The sequence below is a fragment of the Candidatus Halobonum tyrrellensis G22 genome, assembly GCF_000495475.1.
GTDB classification, from domain to species: domain Archaea; phylum Halobacteriota; class Halobacteria; order Halobacteriales; family Haloferacaceae; genus Halobonum; species Halobonum tyrrellense.
This window is the reverse complement of sequence record NZ_ASGZ01000061.1, coordinates 75,059-87,550: the sequence shown is the minus strand read 5'-3', so window position 1 is coordinate 87,550 and position 12,492 is coordinate 75,059. Positions and strand designations below refer to the sequence as shown.

Annotated in this window: 14 protein-coding genes; 8 read left to right on the top strand and 6 right to left on the bottom strand. The window is 68.1% G+C overall.

Annotated elements, in window-relative coordinates; all coding sequences use genetic code 11:
• Window positions 1–172 precede the first annotated feature (172 nt).
• Window positions 173–388: a hypothetical protein gene (locus K933_RS15275; RefSeq protein ID WP_023395651.1), complete on the top strand. Its 216-nt coding sequence runs from the start codon at window positions 173–175 to the stop codon at window positions 386–388.
• Between the two features lie 102 nt (window positions 389–490).
• Here K933_RS15275 and K933_RS15270 read toward each other — a convergent pair whose 3' ends face one another.
• The 5 genes from K933_RS15270 to K933_RS15255 form a co-directional block, all read right to left on the bottom strand.
• Entirely contained in the window at window positions 491–1,357 is an 867-nt protein-coding gene (locus K933_RS15270) for an aldo/keto reductase (RefSeq protein WP_023395650.1), read from the bottom strand.
• Between the two features lie 342 nt (window positions 1,358–1,699).
• Window positions 1,700–2,134 carry a disulfide bond formation protein B gene (locus tag K933_RS15265; RefSeq protein ID WP_023395649.1) on the bottom strand — a complete coding sequence of 145 codons (435 nt, stop codon included), beginning with the start codon at window positions 2,132–2,134 and terminating at the stop codon, window positions 1,700–1,702.
• Window positions 2,118–3,110: a DsbA family protein gene (locus K933_RS15260; RefSeq protein WP_023395648.1), complete on the bottom strand. Its 993-nt coding sequence runs from the start codon at window positions 3,108–3,110 to the stop codon at window positions 2,118–2,120. Before K933_RS15260 ends, K933_RS15265 begins: the two co-directional genes overlap by 17 nt.
• A 129-nt stretch (window positions 3,111–3,239) precedes the next feature.
• Window positions 3,240–4,199 (bottom strand): hypothetical protein, encoded by a 960-nt coding sequence (locus K933_RS18050; protein ID WP_152529846.1) that lies wholly within the window; start codon window positions 4,197–4,199, stop codon window positions 3,240–3,242.
• A gap of 14 nt (window positions 4,200–4,213) precedes the next feature.
• Complete coding sequence (locus K933_RS15255; RefSeq protein WP_023395647.1) at window positions 4,214–5,533, bottom strand: phosphoribosylglycinamide synthetase C domain-containing protein; 1,320 nt, start codon at window positions 5,531–5,533, stop codon at window positions 4,214–4,216.
• Window positions 5,534–5,849: 316 nt separating this feature from the next.
• Here K933_RS15255 and K933_RS15250 point away from each other — a divergent pair, with 316 nt between their 5' ends.
• The 5 genes from K933_RS15250 (at window position 5,850) to K933_RS15230 (ending at window position 10,023) form a co-directional block, all read left to right on the top strand.
• A complete protein-coding gene (locus K933_RS15250; RefSeq protein ID WP_023395646.1) occupies window positions 5,850–6,710 on the top strand; it encodes a class I SAM-dependent methyltransferase in 861 nt (286 codons plus the stop codon).
• 140 nt (window positions 6,711–6,850) lie between these two features.
• The gene (locus tag K933_RS15245) at window positions 6,851–7,576 is read left to right on the top strand and encodes a TetR/AcrR family transcriptional regulator (protein WP_023395645.1); all 726 of its coding nucleotides are present in this window, start codon (window positions 6,851–6,853) and stop codon (window positions 7,574–7,576) included.
• Window positions 7,573–9,102, top strand: coding sequence for an MATE family efflux transporter (locus K933_RS15240; RefSeq protein WP_023395644.1), 1,530 nt, complete (start codon window positions 7,573–7,575; stop codon window positions 9,100–9,102). Before K933_RS15245 ends, K933_RS15240 begins: the two co-directional genes overlap by 4 nt.
• A gap of 113 nt (window positions 9,103–9,215) precedes the next feature.
• A complete protein-coding gene (locus K933_RS15235) occupies window positions 9,216–9,536 on the top strand; it encodes a hypothetical protein (RefSeq protein ID WP_023395643.1) in 321 nt (106 codons plus the stop codon).
• A gap of 124 nt (window positions 9,537–9,660) precedes the next feature.
• Window positions 9,661–10,023: a hypothetical protein gene (locus K933_RS15230; protein ID WP_023395642.1), complete on the top strand. Its 363-nt coding sequence runs from the start codon at window positions 9,661–9,663 to the stop codon at window positions 10,021–10,023.
• Window positions 10,024–10,127: 104 nt separating this feature from the next.
• On the opposite strand, the gene K933_RS15225 is transcribed toward K933_RS15230, so the two are convergent.
• On the bottom strand, window positions 10,128–11,039 hold the full coding sequence (locus K933_RS15225) for a hypothetical protein (RefSeq protein ID WP_023395641.1): 912 nt from the start codon (window positions 11,037–11,039) through the stop codon (window positions 10,128–10,130).
• Between the two features lie 301 nt (window positions 11,040–11,340).
• On the opposite strand from K933_RS15225, the gene K933_RS15220 reads away from it, so the two are divergent.
• Both K933_RS15220 and K933_RS15215 read left to right on the top strand, forming a co-directional pair.
• Entirely contained in the window at window positions 11,341–11,790 is a 450-nt protein-coding gene (locus tag K933_RS15220) for a hypothetical protein (protein ID WP_023395640.1), read from the top strand.
• 81 nt (window positions 11,791–11,871) lie between these two features.
• Window positions 11,872–12,432: a TATA-box-binding protein gene (locus K933_RS15215; RefSeq protein WP_023395639.1), complete on the top strand. Its 561-nt coding sequence runs from the start codon at window positions 11,872–11,874 to the stop codon at window positions 12,430–12,432.
• The last annotated feature ends 60 nt before the right edge of the window (window positions 12,433–12,492 follow it).

Genomic DNA, 12,492 nt, shown 5'->3' with positions numbered 1-12,492 from the left:
TCGCGGGCGCCGCGCTGGCGCTCCTGGCGTGGGCGGCGCTCCCGACGCTCGTGTGAGCCGACCGGGTCGGACGGGTCGGCGGGGTCCCGTCCGGACGCGGCGACGGCGCCCCCGCGACCCGGACGCATCCCGACGGGCTTTTTATCACACGTGCAGCAACCCACGGACGACAATGAGCGAGACGCGCGCTGCGGAGGACTGGCTGATTCGGTATCTTGTCATCGGGGTCGTCATGGTCGTCGCGACGCTCGCGCTCCTGTACGCGCTGTCGTTCGACCTCGGGGGGTTCTCCAGCTACTCGATAGTCGTGAGCGTCGTCAGCGTGGTCGTGCTCGCCGCCGCGGGCGGGGTGATGGCCCGCGACCTCCAGCACTGGCGCTCGTCGTAGCGACGCCCGAGCACCGTCGCCCGTCGGTCGCCGCCTCGCGGACGGCGACGCGAACCCGCGAACCGCGCGTCGGAGAAGTGGGGAGCGCGGTCGGGGGCGACCTCAGACCGCGTCGGTGAGTCGCTCGACGTCGTCGTCCGACAGCGAGAGTTCGGCCGCCGCGACGTTCTCCTCGAGGTGGTCGACACTCGACGTGCCCGGGATGGGGAGGGTCACGTCCGACTGGTGGAGCAGCCACGCGAGCGCGACCTGCCGGGGAGTCGCGTCGTTCGCGTCGGCCACGTCGTGTATCTCGTCGTCCACCTCGTCGAACTCGCCGCCGCCGATGGGGAAGTACGGGATGAAGCCGATGCCGTACTCCTCGCAGGCGTCGAGCACGTCCTGGTGTTCGCGGTCGGTCACGTTGTAGCTGTTCTGGACCGTTGCCACGTCCACCTGCTCGCGCGCCTCGTCGAGTTGCTCGACGGAGACGTTCGAGAGACCGACGTGTTCGACGTGCCCCTCGTCCTGTAGCTCCGCGAACGCGGTCACGCTGTCCTCGAAGTCGGTGTCCGGGTCGGGGCGGTGGAACTGGTAGAGGTCGATGGTGTCCACCCCGAGTCGGTCCTTGCTCACGAGCGCCTCGTTGCGGATGTAGTCGGGGTCGCCGTGGGCCAGCCAGTCGCCCTCGGGCGCGCGGAGCAGTCCGGCTTTGGTGGCGACCGTCGCGTCGTCGGGTACGTCCGCCTCCCGGAGGAGCCGCTCCGAGACGCCCGGGCCGTACGAGTCGGCGGTGTCGACGAAGTCGACGCCCAACTCGAGGGCGCGTCGCGCCACCTCGCGGGCGTTCTCCTCGTCGTCGGGGCGGCCGATGATGTCCTCCCCGCAGAGGCGCATCGCGCCGAACCCCAGCCGCGTCACCGTGGTCTCGCCGTCCAGGTCGAACGTTCCGGCCGCACTCGCGTCGGGGGTGCCGCTGGTCTCGCTCATCACACGAGGCCTCGGGCGCTGTCGGGTTGTGCCTGACGGCTCCGGAACCGCGACCGACGGGTCGACGGCGCTCGGTGACACCCACCCGGTGCGGTCTCGCCCCCTTCCGGTTCGGTGGCGTCCTGCTGTCCCGTTGTTCCGCCTGCCGTTCGCGGCCCTTCGGCCTCCTCCGTTCGCGGCTCTCGTCGCACTCGGACCGCGGGAACGCCCGCGGCGCCGCCTCCGGACCGCCGGGGGCGACGCCGCGACGCTCGAACGCGGACCCACGGGCGCGTACACGCTCGTGACGCGCGTCGGCGGCACCGGCTTCACGCTGGTCGGTCTCGGCGCCGCGTTCGGCGGTCAGCGACCGACGTCGCTGAGCCAGACGGCGGCGGCGGTGACCAGGAGGAAGCCCAGAAACGAGAGGTTGGGTATCGACAGCCCGAGCAGCGGGGACTGCCACTGGACCGCCGCGCAGGCGCCGTCGAACCCGCAGTCGACCGACGTGACCTGGAGGAACGAGTGGTAGAGCGCGAGGAGCGTCCCGAACGTCGACAGCGGGAGCACGGTCCGCCACACGCCGGGGCGGCGTTCGAGCGTCGCGACGCCGAGGACGACCACGAGCGGGTACATCAGAATTCGCTGGTACCAGCAGAGTTCACACGGGACCAGCCCCAGCCCCAGGCTGAACCAGAGGCTCCCGGCCGTCGCGACGGCCGCGACGACCGTCGCCCCCGCGAGCCAGCGCCGAGAGTCGGCCGACGGCCCGACCCCGCCGTCAGTTCGAGACCGCACTCTCGATGACGCTCCGGGTCTGGTCCTCCTGGAACGGCGAGACGGTCCGGCCGCCGACGACGAGCGTCGGCGTCCCGGAGACGCCCGCCTCGTTCGCGGCGGCGGTCGTCGCCCGCAGCGCCTCCTCGTAGCGGTTCTCCTCGACGGCCGTCCGGACCACGCTCGGGTCGGACACCTCCGCGCGCGTGGCGAACTCGACGAGTCGGTCGGCGGTCGCCCACTGGTCGCTCTCCGGCGGCTGGTTCGCCATGACGTACTCGTGGTACCGCCAGTACGACTCGGGGTCCTCGTTCCACACCGCCAGCCCCGCGCGGGCGGCCGCCGGCGTGTCCGACCCCAGGAACGGGCCGCCGTTGACGTACGTCAGGTTCCGGTAGGTGAGCGAGACGTCGCCCGTCGCGACGTAGTCGGTGACCAGATCCGCGAGGAAACCCGTCGAGAAGTCCGCACAGTACGGACACTTCCAGTTGCCGAAGTAGGTGACGTTCACGGCGGCGTCGTCGCTCCCCATCGTCGCGTACCGGCGGTCGCCCGGCGCCGAGGGGACCTGTGCGGTCGCCACCGGCCCGTCCGGGACGCTCGACGCCGACCCGCCGCCGTCGCCGTCGCCGTCGTCGTTCGAGGCGCCGTCGGTGAGCGCCACCCCGCCGAGCGCGAGTCCCGCGACGGCGACGGTGCCGCCGCCGACGAGGAGGCTCCGTCGCGACAGCCCGCCGACGGCCGCGCCGACCCCCCCGTTCGAGAGTCGGTCGGAGAACGTGGGCGACCCGACGGCCGACTCCGCGCGCTTGCGTTCGATCCGCGTCAACTCCTCGTCGTGGGCCGTCAGCCAGTGCCGGTAGAGGTCCGTCTCGTCGCCCGACTCGAACTGCTGGCCGCAGTGGTGACACGCCGAGTGGGCGTCCCACGCGTGCGACTGCGCGGCGCCGGGCGAGTCGAACCGCTCGTCACAGACCGGACAGGAGGGTGAGGGCATTGGTGGGGGTTGTGGCCGGAGACGATTAGTAGTTCTCGAAAACGTCCCGGTCAGTCGACAGTTCGGTCGAAGAAATAGAGATAACGATGAATAATAAATGTAGATTACATATATAAAATCTATAATAAATCATGGAGAGAAACCTCGGTAGGTTTCATCCCAGATGATCCAAAATAGGTTTAGAAATGAGATGGAGCTTATGAGTAGTACCTTCGCCTCTAAGAATGTCAACCCCCACCCAGAATCAGCATACAGAACTGAATCAGCAGGTAGCCAGACCAAAAATATAAGTGGTATTAATACACTAGTAATAATGGTAACTCCAGCCGCGATTAGTAGCTTATTGGCATTGGGATTGTAGTTTAGCAAAGTGCTTTTACTTTGTGATTCGGCACGCGCAAGATCAGACATCAACTCACGAAGCCACAGGACGAGTGAGTAGATATCCTGTCCCGAATGACTATCAGATAGACCATGGTTTTGTAGCCATTCTTTAAGTTCAATGGTTCTGTTATTTGGATGCGGATCGGTAAAAACACTATTTCCACTACCCTGATTCCCGAATATTTGTTCAGATACAATCCTCCCGCCAGATATCTCCGTTTGAGATCGTATCTCATCTTCAAATTCATCAGATCTTATTATATCATAAAGATTTTCAGACAATTTATATATTTTTCTAATCTGTTCTCGGCTGATGAGATAGTGATCTTGTGTAGATTCTCCTGCACTAATCTTGGCTATTCTTCGCTCTATTTTCTCAATTATAATATATGATGCTACAGAGTATGGGTATTTGACTGATTTACTCCCTACACATTTTTCTAATATATCTTCATCATCGACATCTATATCCACTTCTACCATACCCTTCCTATCCAAAGTATTTAGCATCCATAATGCCGATCGAATTGGTGTTCTATGTTTATCTCTAACCGCAATAAGCCGTTCTCGAAGATCATCCGTTCTTTTTCTCCGATCCTGATATTCGATCTGATATAATATTCCTCCGAATGTTATTATAAATGCAATTGCCGCTGCGGCTGATTGTGCAATTGTGGAGAAAAACCAAGCAGGATCCACCGCCATATGTGTAGTGTTAGTTAGCGTTTTTCTGGCCCTAAATACCCCCACGCCTGTAGCCGGTCGCCGTCGCCCTCGATCCAGCGTTCGCCGATGTCGTCGCGGTAGTAGAGGTTCGGAACGACGACGTCGTCCACGCGCTCGTAGGCCCGCCGGCGGGCGTTCTGCATCGTGTCCCCCTTCCCGGTGACGACGAGCGGCATCCCGCTCTCGCCGGCGACTCGCCACTGTCCGTCGACCCGTTTCGTGTCCTCCAGGTGGATGCCGTCGCGGCTCTCGCTCTGGAAGACGACCGCCGCGTTTCGGGAGTTCTCGTCGTACGTCTTCTCGTCGTCGAACGGGAACGGCGGGAGGACGACGCGAACCGCGATCTGGTACCCCTCGTGGACCTCCAGTTCGGGGTCGTTCCCGTGGGCGAGGTCGTAGAAGAACTGCCCGGTCGGGGATTCGAACGACTCCTCCTGTAGTGCGATGGTCGGGTAGCCGAACCGCGGGGTGAACTCCAGCGGGTAGATGCCCGTCTCGTTGACGATGCAGTTGATGTCGATGCTCCCGACGTACCCCTCCGCAGCGAGCCAGTCTTCGAGTTTCCCGAACGTCTCCTCGAACAGCCTGTTTCGCCCGCCCCAGAACATCGACGTCCCCATCTCGCCCGTCGACGGGCCGATGTTCCCCGGGAACAGTTTCTTGTGCTCGAAGTTGAAGTTGACCTGATCGACGAACTCCTCACCGTTGAAGAATCCGCAGATGGCTATCTCGACGCCCTCGACTTTCCGCTGGAGTTGGAAGCCCTTCATGCGGTGGCCCCACGCTTTCTTGTAGGCGCGGAGGACGTCGACGACGTCGCTGCCGTCGTCCTCGCTGCCGACGTACAGCAGGCGCTTGACGTTCTGGACCTCCCCGAGCGGCTTGATCACGTACGGTGCGCGGTTCTCCTGGACGTGTTGGATGCCGGCGTCGAAGTCCTCGAAGACGTGGTGTTCGACGGTGTTGACGCCGTGCTCTTCGAGGATCTCCATCGCGTAGCCGCGGTCCTCTTCGAGCCGATCGGTGTTCGGCGTGCCACCGACGACCGCCTTTCCTCGCTCGCGGAGCTCCCGGGCGAGCGCGCCGGTGCCGACCTCGCCGCCGACCCAGATGTCGTCGAAGACGACGACGTCGGCCCACTCGACCTCGGCGCGCCAGTCGTCGGTCTTCGGGACGAACCCGTCGCCGATCTCCTCGTCCGATTCGGCTTCGATGTAGTACTTCACGTCGTGGCCCTCACGGTGAACTTGCCAGGCCAGGTCGGCGATCAGTGCGGCGTCGGCCGAGACGAACAGGAACTGTTTGGAATCCATTTTCGTCGTTCAGGTGGCGACCGTTCGCGTCTCCGTTCCGTCCTCGTGATCGTACGTCCCCACCTCGTCGTCGACCTCACCGTCGCCCTCGGCTCCGACGTACTGTCTCACGTCGTGGCCTCCTTCGACACCTGCCGTCCGACGTCGCCGGCCGGCGCGGCGTCGAGCGAACGGAACGAGAGGTTCTTCGCGTCCATGTCGACCCAATTCGCCCGGCGGTACATAAGCTATCAGCCGTCTCGGTCCCCCGGCGCGGTCGGGCAGTCGCGACTGTATCACCCCGAGTGGCTTTGTCCCGACAGGTCCACGCTCGCGCATGGTCGACCCCGAACGGACCGACCCGGAGACGTACTACGACGACTACGGCGAACGCGAGTGGGAACGGCTCGACCGCGACTTCTTCCACCGCCTGGAGTGGGAGGCGACGGTCGAGTACCTCGACGCCCACCTCCCGCGGGTCGACGAGTCGGACGACCCCCCGCGCGTCCTCGACGTCGGCGGCGCCGCCGGCCGGTACAGCATCCGTCTCGCCGAACACGGGTACGCGGTCGACCTCGTCGACCCAAGCGAAACGCAGCGTGAGATCGCGAGAGAGAAGCTCCGCGAACACGGCGTCGCGGACCGGGTGACCGTCCGCGACGGCGACGTTCGCGACCTCGACGCCGCCGCCGCCGCGTTCGACGCGACCTGCTGTCTCGGCGGCCCGCTCTCGCACGTCCTCGACGCGGACGAACGCGCGCGGGCGGCGCGCGAACTCCGGCGCGTGACTCGGTCGGGCGGCCCGGTGTTCGTCTCGGTCATGGGGCTTCTGGGCGCGGTCATGATCACGGTCCAGTACGCCGGCCGGGTGGAGTCGGGCGACGACCTGGCAGTGATGCCCGACCTGGTCCGCGAACGCGACTACACCCCCGACCTCGCGGAGCGACACGGCGTCGAGCCCGCGATCTTCGACTGTCACTTCTTCCGGCGCGAGGAGTTGGTCGACCTGCTCTCGACGGCCGGCCTCGACGTTACGGAGGTCGCGGCGCTCGAAGGCGTCGCGGGCCTGCGGCGGACCCACTTCGAGGAACTCGACGAACGGGCCCGCGAGACGGTTCGGGAACTCAACGACCTCCTCCGAACCGACTCGTCGCTCGCCGACGTCTCGCCGCACATGCTCGCCGTCTGCCGGGCGTAGTGGGACCGCTCGACGCCGGCCGAACTCCCGGACGGGACCGTGCGTGGGCCTCCCACCCGGGCGGGTTACGAACCGAAACGCTTGACTGACTGGCCAGTCAGTATCGATCAACGGCGGCCGGGCAGGTCGCGGGTTCTCGCATGACTGACCAACCAGACGACAATCACGATACGGAGGCGGCCTTCATCGACGCGACGTACTGCGCGCTGTGTGCGCGGGGGTACGCCGACCTCACGATGCAGGACATCGCCGACGAGACGGACAAGAGCAAAGCGGCCCTCCACTACCACTTCGACGGCAAGCAGGATCTCCTCTTGCGCTTTCTCGACCACCTCAACGAGGACTTCCTCGACCGGACGGCCGACCCGACGGGCGAGACGCCCGCCGATCGGCTGGTCGACCTCCTCCGGACGATACTCGACGCCGACGGGGACGACGACAACCAGTTCACGACGGCGTTCATGGAGATCAAGGCGCAGGCGCCGTACCGCGACGGCTACCGCGAGCGCCTGCGGGAGGTCGACGACCGACTCCGCGAGCAGATCGGGAGGCTGGTCGCCGAGGGCGTCGACGCCGGCCAGTTCGACGCCGACGCCGACCCCGAGGTGGTGGCCGACCACGTCGTGACGTACGTCCACGGCACGTGGACGCGGTCGGCGGCGGTCGGCGCCGACGTCGACGCGATGCGTGAACGGCTGGTGGCGTACGTCGACTCGCTGTTCGCGGCCGACGCGGACGTGTCGGTCGCGCCCGGGTCCGCCGAAGAGGAGGCGAACGGCGGGAGCGAGGAGCGCGAGACCGACGCCGAAGGCGGGGACGGAAGCGGACGCGCGGACGACGGCGAGGACGAGGAGGTCGCGGCGTGACGCTGCGGGACCGGCTCTCGTCGGTGTTCAAGAGCCAAGACGAGTTCGACCTCACCTCGGGCGACATCGGCCGACCGCTGCTGTATCTCGCGTTGCCGATCGTCATCACGAACCTGCTCCAGACCGCGTACAACCTGGCGGACACGTTCTGGCTCGGGCAGTTCTCCACCGAGGCGCTCGCGGCGATCAGCTTCGCGTTCCCGATGGTGTTCCTGCTCATCTCGCTGGGGATGGGGATTTCCGTGGCGGGGAGCGTCCTCGTCGCCCAACACACGGGCGCCGACGAACCGGAGCAGGCGGAGTACGCCGCCTCCCAGACCGTCACGTTCGGCATCCTCGGCGCCGCGGTACTCGGCGGCGTGGGCTTCCTGTTCGTCGGCGAGTTCCTCGGGCTGTTGGGCGCGTCGCCGGACGTGTTGCCGCTCGCGACCGACTACATGCGCGTCATCGCGGCGGGGCTGCCGTTCATGTTCGGCTTCTTCGTGTTCATCGCGCTGATGCGCGGCTACGGCGACACGATCACCCCGATGCTCGTCATGTTGGGGACGGTGATCCTCAACATCGTCATCGACCCGATCCTGATCTTCGGGTTCGACTCGAACCCCCTGTTCGGCATCATCGGGATGCGCGGACTCGAATCCGGCCTGTTCGCGGCGACCGGCTACACCGGGTCGGGGATGGCGGGCGCGGCGTACGCGACGGTGTTCTCGCGGGCGGTCGCGCTCGTCGTCGGTCTCGCGATCATGTTCCGCGGCACCCGCGGCGTCGAGATCCACCTCTCGGATATGGCGCCCGACTTCTCGTACGCCCGGAAGATCGTCCGGATCGGCGTCCCCGCCTCAATCGAGGGGACCGGCCGCTCGCTCTCCGTCAACCTGATGCTCGTCATCGTCGGACTGTTCCCGACGGCGGTCGTCGCGGGGTACGGCATCGGCGTCCGGGTGTTCTCGGTCATCTTCCTGCCCGCCATCGCGGTGGCGCGTGGCGTCGAGACCATGACCGGCCAGAACATCGGCGCGGGCAAGCCCGACCGCGGCGCGGAGGCCGCGCGGCTGGCGGCGATCGTCACCTTCGGGGTGTTGTCGGGCGCGGGCGTCGTCGTCTGGCTGGCGGCCGCGCCGATCGCGAACGTGTTCACCGACGACCCGCAGGTCATCTCGGTCACGGAGGACTTCCTCCGGTGGGTCGCGCCCACGTTCGGGTTCATCGGCGTGATGCGGTCGTACACCGGGAGCTTCCGCGGCGCGGGCAAGACGCTCACCGCGGCGGTCATCTCCATCCTGATGCTCGGGTTCATCCGCCTCCCGCTGGCGTACGCCGCGGTCCGGCCGCCCGCGTTCCTCGCCATCGACTCGCTGGGGTCGTCGGGCATCTGGCTGTCGTTCGCCGTCTCGAACGTCGCGGGCGCGCTCATGGCGTACGCGTGGTACCAGCGCGGGACGTGGCGCGACGCCGACCCGCGGGGGAGCGGTCCCACCGTCGACGACGACGCCGAACACTCCACCGCGCCGACCGACGACGACTGACGCGAGGCCGGGCCGCTCGCCGGGCGCTCGCGCGCACCTCACCTCCACCGTTATCGACTCTCGCCGCCCGCCGGCGGCGGAGTCGCTTTGAGCGAGCGGCACGAACGACGGGCATGAACGACACGGACGGCGACGCGGCCGCGGTCGACCCGAGTGACTCGGAGGGACGGGCGGACGAGCGTGTCTGGCTCGTCGAACGGACGTACGGCGACGACGAACTCAACCTGATCATCCTCGTGTACGCGACGCCCGACGGCGAGCGGTACGTCCGGAAGGAGCGCGCGCTGACGAGTTTCGCCGACGACCGCCCGACGCGCGCGTCGCTGTCGGTGCCGGCGGCGGACCTCGGCGACACCGACCCCGACGACCGGGAGCGCTACGCCGAGGAGGCGACCCGGATGGCCGACCGGCACGACCCGGACGACCACATCTGACCCCGCCCGGACCCCGCTCGCTCGTCCCGCTTCGGTGCTAGTCGGGCGCGGGGTCGGCGCAGTTCCGACGGCGCGTCGCCGCCGCTCCGGTGGCGCTTTACCCGTCGGGGCGTAATCCCCGGCGATGAGCGACGACCCGACGGACGCCCGCGCCGACCCGGGCGAAGACGAGACGGAGGGCGACACGTTCGGCGTCGGCATCGCCGTCGACGCGGAGGCGTTCCGGTTCGTCGTCCACGTCCCCTCGGACATCGACTCGGGCTGGCGCGACCCCGAGGCGTTCCAGACGCGCGTCGAGACGGAGACGTGGGAGCGACTCGACAAGCGTGAGACGCTCCACGCGGTCGACGAGCGCGCCGGGGAGGGGGAGACGGTCACGCTCGGCACGGTGACGATGCACCCCGACGAGGGGCTGGTCGACCACTCGCTGTCGGTTCCCGGACCCCGTGGTGCGGACGGAGCCGCCGACGCCGACGGGAGCCGCTGACGCCGACGGGAGCCGCCGACCGCGGGCTGGCGGCGGGCAAAGCGCCCGTCCGGGCGGAAGAGCCGAAAAAACGGAACCGGCGTGGACCGCGCCGCCGCGGCCGCTCAGTCGTCGAGTTCGGAGAGCGCGTCGCCGATGGCGGCGACCCGTTCGGGGTCGTAACCGGTCATGTCGTAGCGGTTGGCGGCGACCGTCTCCCCCCAGACGCCGAGCGCGCCGAGTCGCACGAGCGCCTGCAGCGCCGCGCCGAGCGTCCGGGTGGTCGTCTCCGGCTCCGAGAGGGTGGCGTGGACCTGCTTCGCCTGCGGGTACGTCATCTCGACCGCCTCCAGCCCCCGGCGCGCCTCCCGCCAGTAGCGGCGGAGGTAGCCGAAGTTCGTGGGGTCGACCGCGCGGAGGTGGTCGAGCGCGGCCGCCGCCAGCGCGCGGCCGGTCGCGTCGTCGGCCGGGCGGAACCGCCGCCAGAGCGCCGCCGCCGTCGCGTCGTCGCCGTCGGCGGGCGCGCCCAGGTGGAGCGCGACGCCCGCGTCGGCGGCCGACGCCGCCACCGCGTCGAGTACGGCGCCGTCGACGGCGGCGTCCGCGTCCGGGTCGTCGTCCGCGTCGGAGTCGCCGTCCGCCGCCTCGACGAGGACGGCCGGGTCGTCGACGACGAGCGACCCGCCCGCCGTGCCGGCGTCCGCGAGCGCCGCGTCGACGAACTCGGGGAACTCCGGTCCCAGCGGCCGCTCGGCGACGCTCACGGAGACGCCGGAACCGACCCCGCGCGTCGACCCGCCCGGCCCGCCGGCCGTCGCCGCCCCGCGTACGGTGTCGTCGACGCCGACGAAGTGGGTGCGCGCCGGGAGCGTCCCCGCGGCGCCGAGCCGCCGGTACCAGTCGTCGACCGTCTCCCGGGCGACCACCGCCACGTGCGTCCCCCCCTCGGCGACGGCGGCGGCCGCGAGCGACGACGCCTCCCCGTGGACGACCCCCGTCGCGTCCGTCCGTCCGCGCTCGTCGGCTGTCGACGCCATTCTTGATCTTTGTATGTCCCCAATAGGTAATAAAATTACGGGTAACTCGAAACACTCAGTCCCGGCCGGCGCGAACCGAGACAGCACGGTAGCGGCGTGCGAGCGGCGCGGACCCGACCGTTCGCCGGCGGGACCGACACCGCCGACCGGAGCGACCGATACCGCCGGCTGGACCGACCGATGCCGATGGTTGGACACACCGACACCGCCGACCGGACCGTCCGCCGCCACATCCGAACCGCCGACGCCCCGACCGCCGGAACCGACGGGGATTTGCGGCCGGGAGCGCTACCCGCGAGCGATGGCGCCCACCGACCACGGGGCGGACGCGGACCCCGACGGCGACGCGGGAGCGATGGTCGCCGCCGTCCAGGAGGCCGCGGTCGAACACGCGCGGACGGCCGGCGACGCCCGGCGAGCGCTCGCGCTGGTCGGCGCGCTCGAACCGCTCCGCGGCGACGCGGCGGGGACCGACCTCGACTCCGTGGCGACGACGCTACTGTCGGCGCTGACAGCGTGGATCCGGCTCCGGGAAGGGGCGGGGTTCGCGCCCGCGGGTCCGCCCGCGCCGCCGACCCCGCCGGGACCCGACGCGGGCGCCGACTCCGACGGCGACCCGGCGGTCGAGGGGGCGGCGGTGGCCTGCGAGCGGTTCGGGCTGTCCGTCCCGCGGGCGGCGTCGCTCGCGTCGTGTTCGCCCGAGGCGGTCGCTCGCCGGGTCGGGGCGGACGAAAGTCGCCCGGTGCGGTGAGGAACCCGCCGCGAGCGCGGGCGGAGACACCCGGCTTTATAAACCCGCGGTTTATAAATAGAGCGTGAGGAACGACGACGCATGACGGACCCGGCAGACTCAATCGAGATTCAGAACGTGGTCGCATCGACCGGTATCGGGCAGGAACTCGACCTCGAGGCGCTGGCCGAGGACCTGCCGGGGGCGGACTTCAACCCGGACAACTTCCCCGGTCTCGTCTACCGGACCCAAGAGCCGAAGGCGGCGGCGCTCATCTTCCGCTCGGGGAAGATCGTCTGTACGGGTGCCAAGAGCATCGACGACGTCCACGAGGCGCTCGGCATCATCTTCGAGAAGCTCCGCGGCCTCTCCATCCCCGTCGAGGAGGACCCCGAGATCACGGTCCAGAACATCGTCTCGTCGGCCGACCTGGGCCACCAGCTCAACCTCAACGCGCTCGCCATCGGGCTGGGGCTGGAGGACGTCGAGTACGAACCCGAGCAGTTCCCCGGGCTGGTCTACCGGATGGACGAACCCGACGTGGTCATCCTGCTGTTCGGGTCGGGCAAGATCGTCATCACGGGCGGCAAGCGGACCGACGACGCCGAGGAGGCCGTCGAGGAGATCGTCGAGCGGATCGAGGCGCTGGGTCTGCTCGGCTGATCCGGCCGGACCGCCCCCCGACCCGGGGAAAAGCGTTTATATGGTCACCGCTTACCACGG

Excerpts from the sequence above, each read along its gene's own strand:
- K933_RS15230 (WP_023395642.1), top strand. The coding sequence starts at position 9,661 with ATGAGCGACGACCCGACGGACGCCCGCGCCGACCCGGGCGAAGACGAG.
- K933_RS15255 (WP_023395647.1), bottom strand. The coding sequence starts at position 5,533 with ATGGATTCCAAACAGTTCCTGTTCGTCTCGGCCGACGCCGCACTGATC.
- K933_RS15270 (WP_023395650.1), bottom strand. The coding sequence starts at position 1,357 with ATGAGCGAGACCAGCGGCACCCCCGACGCGAGTGCGGCCGGAACGTTC.
- K933_RS15215 (WP_023395639.1), top strand. The coding sequence starts at position 11,872 with ATGACGGACCCGGCAGACTCAATCGAGATTCAGAACGTGGTCGCATCG.
- K933_RS15220 (WP_023395640.1), top strand. The coding sequence starts at position 11,341 with ATGGCGCCCACCGACCACGGGGCGGACGCGGACCCCGACGGCGACGCG.
- K933_RS15275 (WP_023395651.1), top strand. The coding sequence starts at position 173 with ATGAGCGAGACGCGCGCTGCGGAGGACTGGCTGATTCGGTATCTTGTC.
- K933_RS15245 (WP_023395645.1), top strand. The coding sequence starts at position 6,851 with ATGACTGACCAACCAGACGACAATCACGATACGGAGGCGGCCTTCATC.
- K933_RS15235 (WP_023395643.1), top strand. The coding sequence starts at position 9,216 with ATGAACGACACGGACGGCGACGCGGCCGCGGTCGACCCGAGTGACTCG.
- K933_RS15225 (WP_023395641.1), bottom strand. The coding sequence starts at position 11,039 with ATGGCGTCGACAGCCGACGAGCGCGGACGGACGGACGCGACGGGGGTC.
- K933_RS15260 (WP_023395648.1), bottom strand. The coding sequence starts at position 3,110 with ATGCCCTCACCCTCCTGTCCGGTCTGTGACGAGCGGTTCGACTCGCCC.
- K933_RS15250 (WP_023395646.1), top strand. The coding sequence starts at position 5,850 with ATGGTCGACCCCGAACGGACCGACCCGGAGACGTACTACGACGACTAC.
- K933_RS18050 (WP_152529846.1), bottom strand. The coding sequence starts at position 4,199 with ATGGCGGTGGATCCTGCTTGGTTTTTCTCCACAATTGCACAATCAGCC.